Consider the following 18,354-nt stretch of genomic DNA (forward strand, 5'->3'; position numbering starts at 1 on the left):
TTATGCACCCGAATCCCAGCGCGTCGCTGGACTGGTTGGATTGCATACCATGAAATTAATCATCAAAGGATTGGGGCTGAGTGCTCTTGTGCTCAGCATGTTTGCTCATGCAGATAGCAAAACGTTGAACGTTTATGCATGGGGTGGCTATTTGCCGGAAGCATCGTTAAAAGCGTTTGAAAAACAAGAAGGTATTACGATTAATTATTCGACTTTTGAGAATAATGAATCAATGTATACCAAGCTAAAATTGCTAAAAGGTTCTGGCTACGATGTGGTTTTTGCTTCTGCGTACTTCATTGAAAAAATGGGGCGAGAAGGGCTGCTTTCGAAAATAGATCACGCTCAAGTGCCAAACATGCAAGACACAATGGACGGTTTACTTGGCCAAGCGCACGATCCTAAAAATGATTACTCGCTGCCTTATATTTGGGGCATTACCGGGATCAGCTACAACGAATCCATGGTTGAGCAACCAGTGACCAAATGGGCAGACTTATGGGAGTCTCAATACGAACAACAAGTCATGCTGATTGATGACGTTCGCGATGTGTTCGGTATGGCGCTGAAGAAAAATGGCCATAGCGTGAACACAAAAGACGAAGCAGAAATCGAGCAGGCTTTTGATTCTCTAGTCGCGCTGAAAAACAACGTATTACTGTACAACTCAGATGCGCCGCAAGTCCCTTACGTGTCCGGTGAAACATCGGTCGGCATGCAATGGAACGGCAACGCATTCCAAGGACAGGTTGAAATGCCTGAGCTGAAGTTCGTGATGCCGGAAGAGGGCGCGGTATTGTGGATGGACAACTTCACTATTCCGTCTGGCAGTAAAAACAAAGCATTGGCGCATAAATTTATTAACTTCATGTACCAATCAGAGAACCAAGCGGAAATCGTGACCAGTTTGGGTTATGCGTCGGCAACGAACGCTGGGCGTGACAAATTGCCAGAAGAGTTGAAAAATAACCGTACTATTTTCCCTTCATCAGAAGACATGAAAAAAGGCGAGTTTATTAATGATGTTGGCGCAGAAACGTTAGCGATTTACGAAAAGTACTGGCAACGTTTAAGAACGCAATAAGCAACGCCTTTGCCTATTGTTAGGCTTAAAATCGTTCAAATTTGAATTCCCCTCATCACGAAAGCAGTGAGGGGAATTTTTTATGGGCTTTGTACTTCGAGTGTTACTACGCGGCACGCTTCACGAGGCAGAAGTGCTTTTTACCGCGTTGCAGTAACCAATATTGATCAAACAGTGGGAAGCTCAAACTTGGGTTATCAGCCGCCACTTTTTCACCGTTTACACTGATGGCGTTGTTGCTGATGTGTTCGCGTGCAACACGCTTCGAGCTTGCTAAACCCGACTCAATCAACAGCTCAACCAAATCTTGCTGTGCGCTCTCAATGCTTGGTAAACCATCCAACTCCAATTGTTTTAATTCACCCAAACTCAGTTGTTGCACATTACCGCTGAATAAAGCTTGAGTGATGCGCTCGGCGCTAGCTAGGCCTTCTTCGCCATGAACAAATCGCGTCATTTCCTCAGCGAGGATACGTTGTGCTTGTGGCTTACCTTGGCTTGCTTGGTCTTGCGCTTCAATGCTGGCAATTTCTTCGCAGCTCAAGAACGTGTAGTAACGCAGGAAGTGGTAAACGTCGGCGTCTTCTGCGCCAAGCCAGAACTGGTAGAACGCGTAAGGAGAGGTCTTGCTAGGATCTAGCCATACTGCACCACCTTCAGTTTTGCCAAATTTGGTGCCATCGGATTTGGTGATCAGCGGCAGAGTTAAGCCAAATACTTGCTCACCATTTTGACGGCGAGTTAAATCGATCCCGCTGACGATGTTTCCCCATTGGTCATTGCCACCGATTTGCAAACGGCAACCGTATCGACGGTTTAGCTCGGCAAAATCGTACGATTGCAGTAGGGCGTAGCTAAATTCGGTGAAGGAGATACCTTGGTCAGGTCGTTGCAGGCGTTGTTTTACCGATTCTCGGTTGACCATAGTATTGATCGAGAAGTGCTTACCCACATCGCGGAAGAAGTCGATCACATTGATCGCTTTCATCCAGTCAGCGTTGTTCACCATGATCATCGGCTTGGTCAGTTGGTGATTCATCAACTGCTGAATTTGATTAGAAAGATCGTTAACCCAGCCTGAGACGATTTCCTCTGAGTTCAGACTGCGCTCAGTCGCTTTAAAGCTTGGGTCGCCAATCATGCCCGTTGCACCGCCAATCAAGGCAACAGCTTGGTGTCCGGCATCTTGAAAGCGCTTAAGCATAATCAAAGGCACGAGGTGGCCGATATGCAAGCTGCCAGCTGTAGGATCGAAGCCGCAGTAAACGGTTTGTGGCTGTGAGAGAAGTGTCTGAATTTCTTCCAAATCGCTGGCTTGTGCAATCAAGCCACGATCTTGTAAATCTTGCAGTAATGGTGTCGTCATTCTTTTTGTCTGTCTTAGTGGTTGTTACATTCAGACTAAAACGCGACACCTTTTCTCGATATATCCCTTAAGGGACAGTTTTTATCTTGAATGGAGAATGAGGTGATTGAGGAAAAGCTGGAATAACTCACTCAATGAAGACACATTTAATTGCGAGTAAATTCGCTTTCGATGATTTTTGACCGTGCCTTGAACTAAGTGTAACCGCGCGGCAATTTCTTTGGTGTCAAACCCTTGAGCGAGAAGCGAAGCCACCTCTTGTTCTCGACGGGTGAGTGATTCTACGCCAAACGTTGCTAAAGCTTGCTCAATGGCTAATCGCATACTGCCAGAATAAGCACTCTGTGCAAAAACAGGCTCAGAAAAGGTAAATTCCGTTTGTTTCCAATGCTGCTGACAAAGCGACTGAATTATCGGGAAATAGGGCTTTAGCTTATTTATTTGTTGCTGAGAAAAGTATTTTCCATCAGTCATATATCCGAAGTACAGCATGACCCAACGGCCAGATTCAACTTCGACTAGCATGCTAAGCTCGTCTTTCCACCCTGTTTGATGATAGAACTGCTCGCAGTATGAGGTGAAGTCAACGCCTTTACGCGCCACGTCTTTGAGCGTAAATACGCCTTGTTGCTTTGTCTCGTTTAGTTTGAGAAAAAAAGGGTCATTTTGAAATGAGTCAGTAAGGTAGCGTTGAAAAAGTAACTCTCGCTCGTTCTCAATTGAGTCGTAGAGATAAATAGGATGTTTACCTTCTCGGTAACCTAAAATAACTGCGCAATCAAAATGAAAAAGAGTGCGAATGACACGCATAAGTTTAGGAGTAAAGTTAGGCGTGTTAAGAGCAGAAATTGCTTCTGCTAGCAGATTATTAAAGTTATTGTCAGGCATGGGATACCGAATTGCAGGTGGTTTTGCGCAAGCATAACCAAAAGCAATCCAACGAGAAAGGGAAGTCGCCATCTTCTGGTGACTTCCATAGAGAAAGTTGCGTAAGTGCTCAGTTTTGAGGAATTATATCCCCGTTAACTTATTGATAAGGGTGCATAACAACGGTTTTATTTAAGCGATTAGTTGCTATGCATTACTGCGAGTTAGTGAGCTCTTCGTTAACCCAATATTTAGAACCAGACACGTTAGCATCGATGAGCAAACCTTTAGCGTTCAACTGATAGACGGCGACGCCGCTGTTAAATTGTTTTGAAAGTTGCTCTGAATCTTCGCCCGCAACAGCAGAGGCTTCACTTGTGGCCTCCCATCCTTCGTTGACGAACGTATCAAAGTCTTCTTTGTTCTCAAACAGAACCACTTGTTGGTAAAATTTTCCGCCAGCCCCAAGTGCAACGCCCAAACCAAACATATTCATATAAGTGCGTTCTTCTGTTTCCTTATTCACTGCGACTCCTGACCCTGAGTTGGTGTGAAACAGCAAAGATAATTTACGAGAATCAAAGACCGCGTAGCCGTACGCGTTGTCGTAAATAGCTTTTGCCTCCGGCTTTTCATTAAATAACTTGAGCAAAGCGCTATCTGCCATTAAGTCCACAGCTTGGCGAGCTTCTTCTGGCGTATCGCCTTCCATCAGCTCATCAATTTTTTTGTCGGCAGCATCTATCCATTCTTTGCTTTTCTCGATGCTGGCTTCTGTCCATTCGCCTGCGGTATTGATCGCTTCCTCGGACCAATTCGTGAAATCTTGCCACGCTTGTTTTGAAAACGCTTTGGTGTCGTCCCAAGCATCTTGTGCAGTATCAGAAACTGCGTCGCCAAGCTCAGACATTTTATTGGAAATTTCATCCCAATCGGCATAAGCAGGGGATGCCAGGAGCATCAATGTAGTAAGGAGTGCGATAGGCTTTTTCATCAAATTCTCTCTGGAGTTATCGATATACCATTCATTTTAGGTCATCAGACTTTGATAATGAAATTGACTAAATGACGAACTTGAGAGAGGAATCACGAACTGATTGTGAAATGACGTGTGAATAACAAAGCCCTCACAAGGGGAGTGTGAGGGCTAGAGTTTATCGTGTGTTACTTGCTGCTAACTTTACCGAGTTTTAACCAAGTATCGATAACCGTATCTGGGTTTAGTGATACAGAGCTAATACCTTGATCCATTAGCCATTCCGCTAAGTCGTCGTGGTCTGATGGGCCTTGACCACAAATACCAACGTATTTGCCTGCTTTTGTTGCCGCATCAATCGCCATTTGAAGCATCACCTTAACCGCTGGGTTGCGCTCATCAAATAGATGTGCGACATCGCCAGAGTCACGGTCAAGACCAAGCGTTAGCTGAGTCATGTCGTTTGAGCCAATCGAGAAGCCATCAAAGTACTTCAAGAACTCATCGGCAAGGACCGCGTTGGATGGCAGTTCGCACATCATGATGACTTTAAGACCCTGATCGCCACGGCGCAGATCAAACTTCGCTAGCAAATCAATCACTGATGCTGCTTCGCTTGGTGTACGCACAAATGGGATCATGATTTCAACGTTTTTCAGACCCATTTCGTTACGAACGCGTTTGATTGCTTGAGTTTCTAGCTCGAAGCAGTCTTCAAACACTGGAGAAATGTAACGAGACGCGCCACGGAAGCCAAGCATTGGGTTTTCTTCATGCGGTTCGTATGCTTTACCGCCAACCAAGTTGCTGTATTCGTTAGACTTAAAGTCAGACATACGAACAATAACGCGTTTCGGCCAAAATGCCGCAGCAATGGTTGCGATACCTTCTGTCAGTTTGCTTACGTAGAAATCGATAGGATCTTTGTAACCACGAATACGCTGAGTGATTTCTGCTTTTAGCTCATCGCTTTGTGCATCAAAGTTAAGTAATGCTTTCGGGTGGATACCAATCATCTTATTGATGATGAATTCAAGACGCGCAAGACCAACACCTTCATTTGGAATTTGTGCGAAGTCAAACGCGCGATCAGGGTTACCCACGTTCATCATCACTTTTGTTGGTAGCAGTGGCAGTTCATCAACAGAAGAGCGTTTTACATCAAACTCAAGTTCACCTTGGTAAACGTAGCCCGTTTCACCTTCTGAACAAGATACGGTCACGGTTGCACCATCGGTTAACTTGCTTGTCGCATCGCCACAGCCAACGATTGCAGGAATACCAAGCTCACGAGCGATGATGGCAGCGTGACACGTACGGCCACCACGGTTGGTTACGATTGCAGATGCTTTTTTCATCACTGGTTCCCAATCTGGGTCAGTCATGTCTGTAACTAGCACGTCACCTTCTTGGACTAAAGACATTTGGTCCAGAGAGTCAACCAAGCGAACCACGCCTTTACCGATGCGCTGACCGATTGCACGACCTTCAACCAAAACATCCGCTTTGTTTTGTAGCTCGTAGCGCTCAATCACGTTTTGTTCCGTTTGTGAACATACGGTTTCAGGACGCGCTTGAACAATGTACAGCTTGCCATCAATGCCATCTTTTGCCCATTCAATGTCCATTGGACGCTGATAGTGCTTTTCGATGATCATTGCTTGTTTTGCGAGCTCTTTAATCTCGTCGTCGTTCAATGAGAACGTGTTGCGCTCTTCATCAGAAGTATCAACGATATCAACTTGTTTGCCGATTTCTTGGTTATCTGAGTAGATCATTTTGATCAACTTAGAACCAAATGTTTTCTTAACGATTGGGTGTTCGCCTGCTTCAAGCATTGGCTTGTGAACGTAGAACTCGTCAGGGTTTACTGCACCTTGAACGACCATCTCGCCTAGACCCCATGAAGAGGTGATGAAGACAACTTGGTCGAAACCCGATTCAGTGTCTAGTGTAAACATAACACCCGACGAGGCTTTATCTGAACGCACCATACGTTGGATACCCGCAGATAGCGAGATGCCACGGTGGTCGAACCCTTGGTGAACGCGGTAAGAAATCGCACGGTCGTTAAATAGAGAAGCGTAAACGTGCTTAGTTGCTTCTAGTACTGCGTCGATGCCTTTCACGTTCAAAAACGTTTCTTGCTGACCAGCAAAAGAAGCATCAGGTAGGTCTTCTGCCGTAGCAGATGAACGAACTGCGACTGAAAGCTCAGGATTGCCTTCGATCAGTTCTTGGTAATTTTCACGAATTTCTTGTTCAAGGTCCGCAGGGAAAGGGGCCTCTAATACCCATTGACGAATGTTTGCACCTGTCTTACGCAGAGCTTCTACATCTTCAACGTCTAGTTCATCGAGTAATTGGTGAATACGCTCATCCAAACCTTCGTGGTCAAGGAATTGGTTAAACGCGTATGAGGTTGTCGCAAAACCATTTGGTACAGAAACGCCTGCGTTTGCTAGGTTAGAAACCATTTCGCCAAGTGAAGCATTCTTACCGCCGACTTTGTCGACATCATCCATGGATAGGCCATTGAACCAGAGGGTGTTCTTTTGCATGTCTTTCTCCAGAAACATTGCAGCTTAGTAGGGGGACTTAAATCGATCTAAACAATCGCATGTTGGCTGTTATTACACGTTGACCATACATTGCTTCATTTAGATTGATATCAAAGGCAAACGATTACGTTCTGGCTGAAAAAAATTCAAAAGAATTTTTAAAGCTGTGGTGAACCTAACTGAAAGCCAAACTGATTTATTAATATTATGTGTACCATCCTACTCAAAAGATTTTGAAAAATTAAACAGAAATGCAAATAAATAACCAAAGTCGTGATGTGTTCTATGTTTCTGACGGTACGGCGATAACATGTGAGACATTAGGGCATGTTGTTCTCGGTCAATTTCCGTTCATTCCTAACGAAAAAACCTTTCCGTTTGTAGAAAGCCAGGACAAAGCTACTGACGTAGTCAAAGAAATTGAAACTTCCTACCAGCGCAATGGCGTCAAACCTCTGGTCTTTTTCTCAATTGTCGTTCCAGAAGTACGTGAAATGCTGCTTGAAGCGCCGGCATACAGTTACGATGTGTTGGAGAGTATTGTGCAGAAAGTGCAAGACGACATTCAGATGGCACCAAAGCCTAAGTTGCAGCGTTCTCGCAGCGTGGGGAAAGATTCCGACACCTATTTTGACCGTATTGCGGCTATTGAATACACATTGGCGCATGATGATGGCATCACGCTAAAAGGGTTGGAACAAGCCGATATTATCCTGCTGGGAGTATCGCGCAGCGGAAAAACGCCGACTAGCTTGTACATGGCGATGCAATTTGGTTTACGTGTTGTGAACTATCCGTTCATTGCGGAAGATGTGAAGATGATGCGTTTGTTGCCTGAGTTTGAGATCCATCGTCATAAGTTGTTTGGGCTGACGATCGATCCCGAGCGCTTGACTGAAATCCGTGAAAATCGTTTGTCTGGAAGTGATTACGCTAGCACAGAGCAGTGCAAGCTGGAGCTAGACACTGTTGAGGCGTTGTTTAGAAGAGAGGCGATCCCATATATCAATACGTCCTCTCTGTCTGTTGAGGAAATTACTACGCGTATTCTGGAAAAAGCAGGAATGAAGCGTCGCTTGTTTGGCTAACAAGAGACGCTCATGTCGCTATGTGTAAGAGGAGGTAAGGTGTGTACCTCCTCTATCGAATGAGCCTTAGACAGAATTAATAGTATTGGAACATCTTTTGGATGTCTTGATAGTTTTTCGTCTGAGTCAGTGACAGCATCAGTAAGATACGTGCTTTTTGTGGGTTCAATGTACCTGCGGCAACAAAGCCATATTTGTCGTCATCAATTTCAGCATCCAAAGTCGTTGAGCCGCTAGGCGTTCGGGAGCTTCTTACAACAACAACGCCATCTTTACTCGCTTTCTCTAGCTCATCAAACACAGTGTGGTACAAGTTACCATTACCGACACCAGCACTTACGATGCCGTCAAACTTCGCATCCACAAAGGCTTTCACCGGCAAACTGGAGGCATTTGCATAGTTATAAACAATACCGACCTTAGGCAACTTAGTAAGCTTTGATACATCGAATGGGGTTTCTGTCGTATGTTTACGTTCTGGGCTTCGTTGATATTTGGCATCGCTATTATGAATGTAGCCGATAGCACCAAAGTTGGGTGACTGGAAAGTGCTGACGGAGGTTGTATTGGTTTTTGTCACATCTCGCGCATCGAAAATCGTGTCATTCATTGCGACTAGCACGCCACGTCCTTCTGAATCTTCATCGGTGGCTGTTACGACTGCATTGTATAAGTTGACTGGTCCATCAGCACTCATTGCGGTGGAAGGACGCATTGCACCGACGATCACGACAGGCTTTTTGCTCTTGACGGTCAGATCAAGGAAGTAAGCGGTTTCCTCTAACGTATCCGTACCATGAGTAATGACGATGCCGTCAACATCATCTTGATCGAGTAGCTCATTAACTCTTTTCGATAATTTTAGCCACACTTCATCATTCATATCTTGTGAACCGATACTGACCACTTGCTCTCCAGAAATATCGGCAATCTTGGTCATACTCGGCACCGCAGAAATCAATGATTCAACGCCGACTTTACCTGCTGTGTAGTTTGATTCTGTTGCAGATTGACCTGCGCCTGCTATGGTGCCACCAGTGGCAAGAATTTTAATGTTCGGAAGATCGGATTGCGCAAAAGAGAACGAACTGATGCATAAACCGAGGGTTATCGTACTGAGGCGGAAAAGATTTTTTGTCATGGGAATCACCTGCTTTTAGGTTAGATGTTGGTTGGGGAACAACCTCTATCCTAAAAACAGAACGGGAGAATTTTTGAGCACAAGCTCAACAAATTGCATATGAAAATCGTGATCAACTAATCACTTAAAGAATATCAAATCAACCAGTTAACCTAATTAACGTGCTTCTTTAACAAGTGAGATGTGCTAGTAACGTGCACAACGTGTTAAGTCCTATAATTTATTGATTTATAAATAAAGGAGGTAGGAGTCTCGTGATGAGGTTATTAAACATGAATTTAGCCGTGCAATTTTCCAAAGTTTACAGTGTAAAAAAAGCGGCTTTACCCCGGAACAGATAAAAGCCGCTTGCCAATGATGTGTTAATTCACATCTTATCGCATAATCATTTGTTCACGACCAGGACCCACAGACACCATTTTTACTGGTACGCCCATCAGTTCCTCAATGCGTAGAACGTATTTCTGTGCTGCTACTGGAAGCTCTTCAAACTTACGACAACCTGTGATGTCCTCGCTCCAGCTTTCCATCTTCTCGTAGATTGGCGCAAGAGAGGCAGTTTGAGGCCAGATTGGGTTTTCGCTGTGGTTGCCTTCGTAGCCAACACAGATTTTCAGATCGTTAAGGCCAGTCAAACAGTCTACTTTCGTTAGTGCAATTTCAGTTGCGGCTTGCAGTTCAACGCCATTCTTCGTAGCGACTGCGTCAAAGTAGCCCATATCGCGTGGACGACCCGTAGTTGCACCGAACTCGCCAGCAAGTTCGCGGAAAGCGTCTTGCTCTTCCATTGCAGTGATCAACGTACCAGTACCCACTGATGAGCTGAAGGCTTTTGCAACCGCAATAACGCGTTCAGGACGAAGTGCCGGAAGGCCACTACCGATACCCGCGTACATTGATACAACATTAGAAGATGTTGTCCAAGGGTACTCACCGTAAACAAGGTCACGACCCGCGCCAAGCTGCGCTTCGAACAAGAGAGTTTTGTCTTTCGCTTGTAGTTCTTTTAGAGGAAGCGTTACGTTGCAAATTGAATCGCGCCAAGGTGCAGACACTTCTAGCAGCCAGTTCGCCAGTTCTTCAGCGGTTTGTTCAAACTCGAACGTCGGGTAAAGTGCACGCAGTTGCGGCAGTTTCCAATCCATCATGAATTGAAGGCGTTCAACCAATACTTCTGGTTGCTTCAACCAACCAACTAGGATGCCTTTCTTCATTACGCGGTCACCGTAAGCAGGTGCAATACCTTGACGAGTTGAACCGTATGCTTTGTCGCCTAAACGTTGTTCTTCTAGCGTATCTTCTAGTGCGTGTAGAGGTAGACACAGTGTTGCGCGATCAGAGATGCACATATTCACTTTTACGCCCGCTTCTTCAACTTCCGCAATCTCCTGAGACAGCAACGCAGGGCTGATAACCATACCCGGACCTAACACTGCCAAACAGTCAGGGTTGAATACGCCACTTGGAAGCTGGTGCAGCTTGAACGTACCTAGATCGTTAACCACGGTGTGACCCGCGTTGTTACCACCTTGGAAACGAATGCTCGCAGAAGCTTGCTCTGCCAAAAAGTCAACGATGCGGCCTTTGCCTTCATCACCCCAGTTTGCACCCACAACAACGATAGACGACATAATTTAATCTCCAAAAACAGATGCAAAAATCTTAAGGTGTTCGCCATAATAAGAGAAATTAATTATACTCATTAACTTGATAAGAATTTCATATCGGAATTGGCAATGTTAGATTTGAACTGGCTGCGAACCTTCGTAACTCTTGCAGAGGTAAAACACTTTGGTAAAACAGCGACGGAACTGCACATGACGCAGCCGAACGTAAGTTTGCATATCAAGCAGTTGGAGCAAGCCACGCGCACGAAATTGATTGAGCGAAATCCCGTGCAGTTGACGCAAGCGGGGAAGCGTTTGTTAGCTACTGCGCAGCGGATGCTCAATGAGCTGCAAATTTGTCAGTCAGATCTCAATGCCATCAACGATCTTACGCAGGGGACGCTTTCTATTGCGGCGAGCGATATTGTTTCACGTTTACTGCTTATCAAACCATTTCAGCAATTCAAAAGTGAATATCCGGGGATCGACTTGGCATTGTTCAACACCACATCTTCTCAAGCGGTGGATTTGGTGAAAAGTGCGCGTGCCGATATCGGCTTTGTTATCGCACAAAAAGAGAGTCAACCGCTGCATTTTACGCCTCTCACGCAAATTCACTGGTGTGCGTTTGGCGATAACATTTTTGAGTGGCAAGACAATCGAAAAGAGAGCCAGACGCTGATTCTACTAGGGCACGATACTCGAACCCGAGAGCTGATTGATGCGTCTTTACCTGAGCTAAATCTGCCTAAGCATCGCGTGATGGAAGTGGGCAGTGTGGAAGCACAAATCGACTGGGCGGAAGCGGGATTTGGGACTGCTATTGTGCCGGATTTCTCGCTCGATCCGAGATTAAAGCTTTCTCGTGAAGTTACGCCTTTGCCAAGTTTTCCAAACACTGATTTCGGCTACATCGTGCGTCAAAATCAGGTGTTGTCCAAAGCGGCAAAACAGTTGTTGGCTTGGGTTGGCGAGAATGTGTCGGTGGTTGAGGGCTAAGGCGATGAAAGAAAAAGCCATGAAAGAAACGAAGATTACGATTTCGCTCCCATCCTTGATTCACCGTATTGGGGGTGACCATGCCAAGCGAGCGAAAACACTCGCAGCAGAAAAACAGTGCGATCTTAAGAGAATTAGACGATCTCGTCACTGGCAAATCTCAGGCGAGGCTTTGGATGTAAAAGCGTTTTTAGAGCATCTAAAAAACGAAGAAGCAGAGACGATGCGATTTGCGATCAACAAGATCGAACAAGCTCTACTTGCTCACCAAGACAAATTGGAACCTTTGGACGTGAAGTTGATACGTTTGGTGAGACAAAACCCAAACATCACCTTAGCGGAGCTGATGGCTGAAACGAACTGCACGTTAGTTCAAGCTCGCACGGCACGATTTGATGCTGAGTTGCTTTAAGATCGGTTTGTGGTTTACTCACTTTATTAACAGATGTTAGGGTACCGATCAAAATCACTCACTAAGACCATTTTATTATGGATATTTGGCAGCTTCTCCTTTTTATTCCTGCTTGCTTTGCTCTCAATATGGCTCCTGGCCCAAACAATTTATTGGCAATGAATAATGCGCGTTGTTACGGCTTTAGGGCCGCGTTTACGGCCAGTTTAGGCAGAATTGCTGCTTTTTCAGCGATGATTGCGTTGTCTGCATCAGGTCTGGCTGTGATTTTGTATACGTCAGAAATGCTATTTTTGGCAATAAAGTTGGTAGGGGCGCTGTATCTACTATGGATTGCGTTCAACCTTTGGCGCTCAGAGTCCAGCCCGATCTCTGACTTGGACAATTCGCGCAACTACGCAGGACTGGCGAAACAAGAATTTACGCTCGCTGCTGGCAACCCGAAAGCGATTCTTATTTTTACTGCATTCTTGCCGCAATTTGTTGATGCCAATGCCAACGTTCAAGAGCAGTTTTTTGCCCTTGGCTCCACGTTTTTGATATTAGAAATGGTCGCCATTTCAATCTATGCCATCTTTGGTTTGTACTTGAGGCACTGGTTTTCAAATCCCAAAATGGCGAAACGTTTCAATCGCGGATGTTCGCTGTTTTTAGCCGCATCAGGTGCGAATTTGCTACTAAGTAAGCAATAACAACACATCATCTCCGTAGATTATTTTTCTATAAAAAAAGCCGCTGATGTTACATCAGCGGCTCTTTTCGTTGATGCATCGATTAATTTATTGTTACCACATCAAATCGTCAGGCACGACGAAATCTGCGTATGGATCGTCTTCTGCTGGAATGTCCGATTCAGGTTCTTTTTGTTCGATGATGACGGACTCATCACGTTGAGCAATTTTATTCGCTACTCCACGTGGAATGACAACATAGCTTTCACCAACAATTGCGATTGCCAAAATACCTTTGATCAACTGCTCGCGGATAAGTGAATCTACATAAAGAGATTTCACTAGCGTACCGTGAGTGAAGTTGTATTTGATGTCGCCATCTTTTAAGTCGATCTTGTTCATCTCAATCAACTGATTGATCTGCGCTTTGATCTCTTTATTTAATCGCTCAGCATTTTGCTGCTCGCTCAATTGTTTATCACGCTCTAACTGTTGGCGTTTATTCTCTTCAACCGCCGCTTTTACTTCGCGTGCTTGAACGCGTGATTTTTTAGAGCCTTTCTTCGCTTTCTTTAGTTTCTTTTCATTAACTAAGCCAGCTTTCAGCATTTGTTCTTGAAGGGTAAGTTTTGCCATGTTTTATCCAGTTAGTGCGCAATTTTGGGCATTTTACCCACTATTGCCACTTGTAGTAAATAATAGTGCTTCCTATGGGTCTAAAATGTTTGGTTGGCTTGTTATCTCTTTAAGGAAAGTGCAAAGCGGGCCTTCTCCAAAGCCCGCGAGCGTTACTGAAATCTAGGTGGGTTATGGCTGCCACTGTTTAGATGTGACGAGGTTATCCATCACTTTGTTTACCGCTTGATGCGCTTTGTCGACAATGGTGTCTATATCGTTACGATTCGCGATAAGCGGTGGAGCAAAACCGAGGATGTCACCATGTGGCATAGCGCGAGCGATTAAGCCTTGCTCTAAACAGGCCGCCGCGATTTGCGGGCCTACTTTCAAGTTTGGATCAAAGTGTGCTCGGCGAAGCTTGTCTGAAGAAAACTCCAACGCATGCAACAAGCCAACGCCACGAGTATCACCGACTAATGGATGATCGTTAAACGTCTCTGCCATACGTTGCTGCAAGTAAGCGCCGACTTCGGCCGCGTTTTGCACTAAGCCTTCACGTTCAATGATATCGAGGTTGCAGTTCGCGGCTGCCGCTCCCATTGGGTGACCAGAGTAGGTATAACCGTGTCCGATAGCGCCCCATTGGTCGGTGCCGTTTTCTAGCACACTCCAAACTCGTTCACCGACGATCACGCCAGACAGCGGTTGATACGCTGAGGTTAACCCTTTCGCTACCGTGATGAGATCTGGTTTCATGTCGTAGTGCAGTGAGCCAAAATCGGAGCCGAGGCGACCAAAGCCACACACCACTTCATCCGCAATCAAGAGTACATCGTATTTGTCGAGCACTTTGCGAATCGCCTGCCAGTACCCTGCTGGTGGTGGCACAATACCGCCAGTACCGAGCACTGGTTCTGCAATCATTGCTGCTACCGTTTCTGGGCCTTCTTCCAAGATCATCGCTTCGAGTTGATCTGCGCAATATTGAGAGAATTCGAGCTCAGACATACTCTCGTCTTCACGGCGATAATAATATGGCGCGATGGTGTGTTTGATACGCTCAAGTGGTAAATCAAAATGGGCGTGGAACAGCGGCAAACCTGTCATTGAACCGGACGCGATACTTGAACCATGGTAGCCGCGGTCACGCGAAATGATTTTTTTCTTCTCTGGTAGAGCACGAGCATTGTTGTAATACCATACCAACTTAAGTTGAGTTTCGTTCGCGTCGCTGCCTGACATGCCGTAGTAAACTTTGCTCATGCCTTCAGGCGCCATTTTGATGATGCGATCTGACAGTGTCACGAGCGCTTCGTTCGTATGACCGACGTACGTGTGGTAGTACGCCAGTTCTTTGGCTTGCTCATAAATCGCATCGGCCATTTCGGTCCTGCCATAGCCAATGTTTACACAATACAACCCGGCAAAGCCGTCTATCAGCTCGATGCCTTCTGAATCGGTGATGCGTATTCCGCTTCCGCTCGAGATAATTCTTCCCGGAAGCTCCCCGGCCGCATACTGCTTCAGGTGGGTTGAGGCATGAAATACTCTCTGACGATCGATCTCTAAAAGTTGTTGGGTTTTGTTACTCATGATCCTTCTCCTCGAATAATTGGATATCCATATTTCGTGTCTCAACTGCCACTGACGGTTGGTAAAGCGCCTAAGCAGCAGTATTTGATTTCGCTGTATTCTTCAAATCCGTGACGGCTTCCTTCTCGTCCAAGACCAGACTGTTTCACGCCGCCGAATGGGATAGGGTGCCCTGTCATTTTGACGGAGTTCACGCTCACCATGCCAAACTCCAAACCGCGCATGCAGTGCCAAATTTGGTGAATATCGTGACCATAAACATAGGCAGCTAAGCCGTACTCAGTGTCGTTGCTCATTTCAATCACGGTATCTAAGTCTTGGTAAGGCAATACGCCTGCCACAGGACAAAAATTCTCTTCGCGATACACCGCCATTTCAGGGGTTACATCGGCTAGCAATGTCGGCGCGAAGAAGTTTTCGCCTGGTACGGGCTGGTTGTATCCCGCTACCAATCGCGCGCCTTTGTCGAGCGCGTCACGCACCAAATCATGCGCTTTATCCACCGCAGTGCGATTAATAAGTGGTCCCATGGTGGTTTTTTCGTCTAAGCCATTGCCCAAAACGATGTGGCTCATTTCTTTGGCAAACGCTTCCAAAAACGCTTCGTACTTATCGTCAGGGACGAAAATACGGTTTGCGGCCAAGCAGTCTTGTCCTGCGGTTTGAAACTTCGCATCCACGGCGGCTTTGGCTGCTTGCTCGACATCCATATCTGGCAGCACGATGAAAGGGGCGTTACCACCGAGTTCCATACTGCACTTCTTCACGGTTTGTGCCGCGTCGCGTAGCAATAGTTTGCCTACTCGAGTTGAGCCTGTGAACGAGAGCGCTTTGACTTTATCGGAGTGACACAAGGTTTGTGACACCATCACCGCATCGCCAGTGATCACGTTAAACACACCAGGTGGAAAGCCAGCTCGATCTGCTAACTCTGCCAACGCTAACGCAGAAAAAGGCGTTTCACTGGCTGGCTTAATGAGCACCGGACAGCCTATTGCTAGTGCGGCTGCGGCTTTGCGTGTGATCATGGCATTAGGAAAGTTCCATGGCGTAATCAGTGCTGCGACACCAATTGGCTCGCGCACCGTTGATAGCTGCGCATTCGGAATATGACTTGGGATGGTTTCGCCATAACAGCGGCGTGCTTCTTCGGCAAACCAACGAACAAAGGATGCGCCGTAGTCAATCTCACCTACAGCATCACCTAGTGTTTTTCCTTGCTCCATCACCATCAAATGAGCAAGGTCTTGCTTTGATTCTAGAATCAGGTCGTGCCAACGCATGAGAATTTCAGCGCGCTCTTCTGCTTGCATTTTTCGCCATTGACGAAAGGCTTGGTCGGCTTCATCAATCGCTTGATAGAGTTGTTGCTGAGATAGCTTAGTGATGTAACCGATGACCGTGCCATCTGCTGGATTATCCACCGGATGAAATTGATCACCACTTACCCATTTGCCATTCACGTACGCTAAACCTCTCACCAAACGTACGTCTTTCATTATCGCCATCATGTCGTGCGAGGCTTTTAATTCTTCAGCGTGTAAGCTGTGCAGTGCTGTCATGAGTCCTTCTCCCAGCATCGTTGTCCATAATGAAACTGTAATGGAGAAGTGACCGAAATAATTTCTGATACCGAGGTTTAAAACGTCAGAACTTTCTTTTTAGTGCCGTTAAATATGGTGTTTTTTCTGTTCACGCCTGATGCGCATTTTCCCTTTTATAACAAAGCGTTTTGGTTTACTTCGAATGTGCCCGCATCACGTTTGATTGTTTTTGTCACAATGTAAGTAAAGTAGCGCTCAATGCCCACATCTGAGTCTAACCAGTTGTCGATAAGCCGCTGATATTGGTCGATATCTTCTGACTGAATTTTAAGGATGTAATCGACACCACCGCCCGTGGCATAGCAATCAGTGACTTCTGGTGAATGTTGAACCAGTTGCTCGAAGCGTTTGAACGCTTGGGCGTTGTGTTCTTTGAGCGTAACTTCAACCATAACCGACGTTCGTTTGAACAAAATATCGGTATTTACTCTTGCTCCGTAGCCTTCAATGATGCCTGCTTCTTCCAGTTTTTTGACGCGCTCCCAGCAAGGGCTCACGGATAGGTTGATGGCCTCGGCAAGGTGAGATTTGGTGATACGACCATTATCATGAAGTATTTGTAGAATTTTTACGTCGTAGCGATCGAGGCGCATAATGAGTCTCCCTGTAGAATACTAATCATTTCATGAAAGGCTGATGACTGGTCGCTGTTATAAGGTGCTTTCCAGTTTGCTTCTGGTATGCCATTTGTTTTGATTTCTTTAGTTGGCTTTTCAATCAGCCTATCTCGCCGCAGTCTTCGGCTATAACTGCGATAGTGTCACCGATATTCACCATAGCAGGAAAACGACGCGCCGCGAAAATACCATTGCGCTGTGACTTGTACTCAACGGGGGCGGTACCTGTGCGCTCGGTCGAGAAGATTCTCACTAATACATCGCCCTTTTTGACGGTATCGCCAAGATCACATAAGTATTCTGTGATGCCGTGGTGTTGGCTTTGCACATAACAACTTGCATCAGGCATATCTAATAACTTAGTTGGTTGGGTTGGTTGTTCGTAGTCACCGGGCAAGTTGCCTGAGAAGCGCAAGAAGTTGCGAATGCCACGGTCGGAATAAGCGATGGTTTCTGGAGTGCTGGTTCCGCCTCCTCTTAGTTCGGTGGTAACAAAGATTTTTCCCTGAGACTCCACGGCAGTGTCATACAGGCTGGTGGCGTCCATTTCGAGCAAGATCATGGTGTAAGGTGCGCCAAACAGTTTTGCACCTAATATGCAGGCTTCTTCTTGATCGAGATTGTCGAGACGATGGGCAGCGGCGAACGGCACGATATCTAACGTTTTACCACCTGAGTGAATGTCTAACGCAAAATCGCACTTAGGAACTAGGTAACGAGTAAAATAATCCGCAATTTTCTCAGTCACTGTGCCTATGGGATTGCCGGGAAAGCTTCGATTTAAATTCCCTTTATCGATAAACGACGTACGTGAGGCATTTTGTACCGCAGGTAAGTTCATCATGGGTACAATAATGACACTACCTTGGATTTGATCTGCCTGAAGCGAGTTCGTCAATTTTAGCAGGCTGGTGATGCCTTCGTATTCGTCTCCGTGATTACCGCCAGTAAGCAGTGCGGTTGGTCCGTGACCATTTTTGATCACGGTGATAGGTATCATAATACTTCCCCAAGCGGAGTCGTCATGTGAATAGGGCAGCGTTAAAAAGCCGTGCTGTACACCTTCTCGGTCAAAGTCTATGGTGGCTGTGATCGAGCTTTTTTGCATATCAAGTCCTTTTAGTTCTCAGACCTAGCTCAACAGAGCTTG

The 18,354-nt window shown here is 45.9% G+C and carries 16 protein-coding genes; 5 read left to right on the plus strand and 11 right to left on the minus strand.

What is annotated here, in order from left to right; translation table 11 throughout:
• Nucleotides 1-49: 49 nt before the first annotated feature.
• On the plus strand, nt 50-1,084 hold the full coding sequence (locus R7F67_RS07490) for a PotD/PotF family extracellular solute-binding protein (RefSeq protein ID WP_042523267.1): 1,035 nt from the start codon (nt 50-52) through the stop codon (nt 1,082-1,084).
• Nucleotides 1,085-1,190: 106 nt separating this feature from the next.
• Here R7F67_RS07490 and tyrS read toward each other — a convergent pair whose 3' ends face one another.
• The 4 genes from tyrS to ppsA all read right to left on the minus strand — a co-directional run bounded on the left by tyrS (nt 1,191) and on the right by ppsA (nt 6,854).
• Nucleotides 1,191-2,450, minus strand: a complete 1,260-nt coding sequence (gene tyrS, locus R7F67_RS07495) for a tyrosine--tRNA ligase (protein WP_042523265.1) — start codon at nt 2,448-2,450, stop codon at nt 1,191-1,193.
• A gap of 81 nt (nt 2,451-2,531) precedes the next feature.
• The gene (locus R7F67_RS07500; protein ID WP_021707696.1) at nt 2,532-3,338 is read right to left on the minus strand and encodes a response regulator transcription factor; all 807 of its coding nucleotides are present in this window, start codon (nt 3,336-3,338) and stop codon (nt 2,532-2,534) included.
• Between the two features lie 193 nt (nt 3,339-3,531).
• Nucleotides 3,532-4,311 carry a hypothetical protein gene (locus R7F67_RS07505; protein ID WP_167415724.1) on the minus strand — a complete coding sequence of 260 codons (780 nt, stop codon included), beginning with the start codon at nt 4,309-4,311 and terminating at the stop codon, nt 3,532-3,534.
• A gap of 170 nt (nt 4,312-4,481) precedes the next feature.
• Nucleotides 4,482-6,854: a phosphoenolpyruvate synthase gene (ppsA, locus tag R7F67_RS07510; protein ID WP_005373822.1), complete on the minus strand. Its 2,373-nt coding sequence runs from the start codon at nt 6,852-6,854 to the stop codon at nt 4,482-4,484.
• 251 nt (nt 6,855-7,105) lie between these two features.
• Here ppsA and R7F67_RS07515 point away from each other — a divergent pair, with 251 nt between their 5' ends.
• Nucleotides 7,106-7,942 (plus strand): pyruvate, water dikinase regulatory protein, encoded by an 837-nt coding sequence (locus R7F67_RS07515; RefSeq protein ID WP_005373820.1) that lies wholly within the window; start codon nt 7,106-7,108, stop codon nt 7,940-7,942.
• A gap of 76 nt (nt 7,943-8,018) precedes the next feature.
• Here R7F67_RS07515 and ansB read toward each other — a convergent pair whose 3' ends face one another.
• Nucleotides 8,019-9,083, minus strand: coding sequence for an L-asparaginase 2 (gene ansB / locus R7F67_RS07520; protein WP_213869136.1), 1,065 nt, complete (start codon nt 9,081-9,083; stop codon nt 8,019-8,021).
• A gap of 374 nt (nt 9,084-9,457) precedes the next feature.
• A complete protein-coding gene (locus R7F67_RS07525) occupies nt 9,458-10,714 on the minus strand; it encodes an adenylosuccinate synthase (protein ID WP_258475863.1) in 1,257 nt (418 codons plus the stop codon).
• 105 nt (nt 10,715-10,819) lie between these two features.
• On the opposite strand from R7F67_RS07525, the gene R7F67_RS07530 reads away from it, so the two are divergent.
• From R7F67_RS07530 to R7F67_RS07540, 3 genes are all read left to right on the plus strand, one after another.
• Nucleotides 10,820-11,689 carry a LysR family transcriptional regulator gene (locus tag R7F67_RS07530; RefSeq protein WP_005373812.1) on the plus strand — a complete coding sequence of 290 codons (870 nt, stop codon included), beginning with the start codon at nt 10,820-10,822 and terminating at the stop codon, nt 11,687-11,689.
• Between the two features lie 19 nt (nt 11,690-11,708).
• Complete coding sequence (locus tag R7F67_RS07535) at nt 11,709-12,101, plus strand: ribosome recycling factor family protein (RefSeq protein WP_017819813.1); 393 nt, start codon at nt 11,709-11,711, stop codon at nt 12,099-12,101.
• Nucleotides 12,102-12,178: 77 nt separating this feature from the next.
• Nucleotides 12,179-12,793, plus strand: a complete 615-nt coding sequence (locus tag R7F67_RS07540) for a LysE family translocator (protein WP_017633575.1) — start codon at nt 12,179-12,181, stop codon at nt 12,791-12,793.
• 93 nt (nt 12,794-12,886) lie between these two features.
• Here R7F67_RS07540 and R7F67_RS07545 read toward each other — a convergent pair whose 3' ends face one another.
• The 5 genes from R7F67_RS07545 to doeB form a co-directional block, all read right to left on the minus strand.
• Complete coding sequence (locus R7F67_RS07545; RefSeq protein WP_017633576.1) at nt 12,887-13,408, minus strand: DUF2058 domain-containing protein; 522 nt, start codon at nt 13,406-13,408, stop codon at nt 12,887-12,889.
• Nucleotides 13,409-13,579: 171 nt separating this feature from the next.
• Nucleotides 13,580-14,983, minus strand: coding sequence for an aspartate aminotransferase family protein (locus R7F67_RS07550; RefSeq protein WP_132937004.1), 1,404 nt, complete (start codon nt 14,981-14,983; stop codon nt 13,580-13,582).
• A gap of 41 nt (nt 14,984-15,024) precedes the next feature.
• Nucleotides 15,025-16,545 carry an NAD-dependent succinate-semialdehyde dehydrogenase gene (locus R7F67_RS07555; RefSeq protein ID WP_258460982.1) on the minus strand — a complete coding sequence of 507 codons (1,521 nt, stop codon included), beginning with the start codon at nt 16,543-16,545 and terminating at the stop codon, nt 15,025-15,027.
• A gap of 155 nt (nt 16,546-16,700) precedes the next feature.
• Entirely contained in the window at nt 16,701-17,180 is a 480-nt protein-coding gene (locus R7F67_RS07560) for an Lrp/AsnC family transcriptional regulator (RefSeq protein ID WP_054576150.1), read from the minus strand.
• A 124-nt stretch (nt 17,181-17,304) separates the two neighbouring features.
• A complete protein-coding gene (gene doeB, locus R7F67_RS07565) occupies nt 17,305-18,312 on the minus strand; it encodes a N(2)-acetyl-L-2,4-diaminobutanoate deacetylase DoeB (RefSeq protein WP_054576149.1) in 1,008 nt (335 codons plus the stop codon).
• Nucleotides 18,313-18,354: the final 42 nt, after the last annotated feature.

The sequence above is a fragment of the Vibrio sp. YT-17 genome (assembly GCF_033337375.1).
GTDB classification, from domain to species: domain Bacteria; phylum Pseudomonadota; class Gammaproteobacteria; order Enterobacterales; family Vibrionaceae; genus Vibrio; species Vibrio alginolyticus.

Bases quoted from the DNA above. Each gene is read 5' to 3' on its own strand.
- R7F67_RS07490 (WP_042523267.1), top strand. From the start codon at position 50: ATGAAATTAATCATCAAAGGATTGGGGCTGAGTGCTCTTGTGCTCAGC.
- tyrS (WP_042523265.1), bottom strand. From the start codon at position 2,450: ATGACGACACCATTACTGCAAGATTTACAAGATCGTGGCTTGATTGCA.
- R7F67_RS07500 (WP_021707696.1), bottom strand. From the start codon at position 3,338: ATGCCTGACAATAACTTTAATAATCTGCTAGCAGAAGCAATTTCTGCT.
- R7F67_RS07505 (WP_167415724.1), bottom strand. From the start codon at position 4,311: ATGAAAAAGCCTATCGCACTCCTTACTACATTGATGCTCCTGGCATCC.
- ppsA (WP_005373822.1), bottom strand. From the start codon at position 6,854: ATGCAAAAGAACACCCTCTGGTTCAATGGCCTATCCATGGATGATGTC.
- R7F67_RS07515 (WP_005373820.1), top strand. From the start codon at position 7,106: ATGCAAATAAATAACCAAAGTCGTGATGTGTTCTATGTTTCTGACGGT.
- ansB (WP_213869136.1), bottom strand. From the start codon at position 9,083: ATGACAAAAAATCTTTTCCGCCTCAGTACGATAACCCTCGGTTTATGC.
- R7F67_RS07525 (WP_258475863.1), bottom strand. From the start codon at position 10,714: ATGTCGTCTATCGTTGTTGTGGGTGCAAACTGGGGTGATGAAGGCAAA.
- R7F67_RS07530 (WP_005373812.1), top strand. From the start codon at position 10,820: ATGTTAGATTTGAACTGGCTGCGAACCTTCGTAACTCTTGCAGAGGTA.
- R7F67_RS07535 (WP_017819813.1), top strand. From the start codon at position 11,709: ATGAAAGAAACGAAGATTACGATTTCGCTCCCATCCTTGATTCACCGT.
- R7F67_RS07540 (WP_017633575.1), top strand. From the start codon at position 12,179: ATGGATATTTGGCAGCTTCTCCTTTTTATTCCTGCTTGCTTTGCTCTC.
- R7F67_RS07545 (WP_017633576.1), bottom strand. From the start codon at position 13,408: ATGGCAAAACTTACCCTTCAAGAACAAATGCTGAAAGCTGGCTTAGTT.
- R7F67_RS07550 (WP_132937004.1), bottom strand. From the start codon at position 14,983: ATGAGTAACAAAACCCAACAACTTTTAGAGATCGATCGTCAGAGAGTA.
- R7F67_RS07555 (WP_258460982.1), bottom strand. From the start codon at position 16,545: ATGACAGCACTGCACAGCTTACACGCTGAAGAATTAAAAGCCTCGCAC.
- R7F67_RS07560 (WP_054576150.1), bottom strand. From the start codon at position 17,180: ATGCGCCTCGATCGCTACGACGTAAAAATTCTACAAATACTTCATGAT.
- doeB (WP_054576149.1), bottom strand. From the start codon at position 18,312: ATGCAAAAAAGCTCGATCACAGCCACCATAGACTTTGACCGAGAAGGT.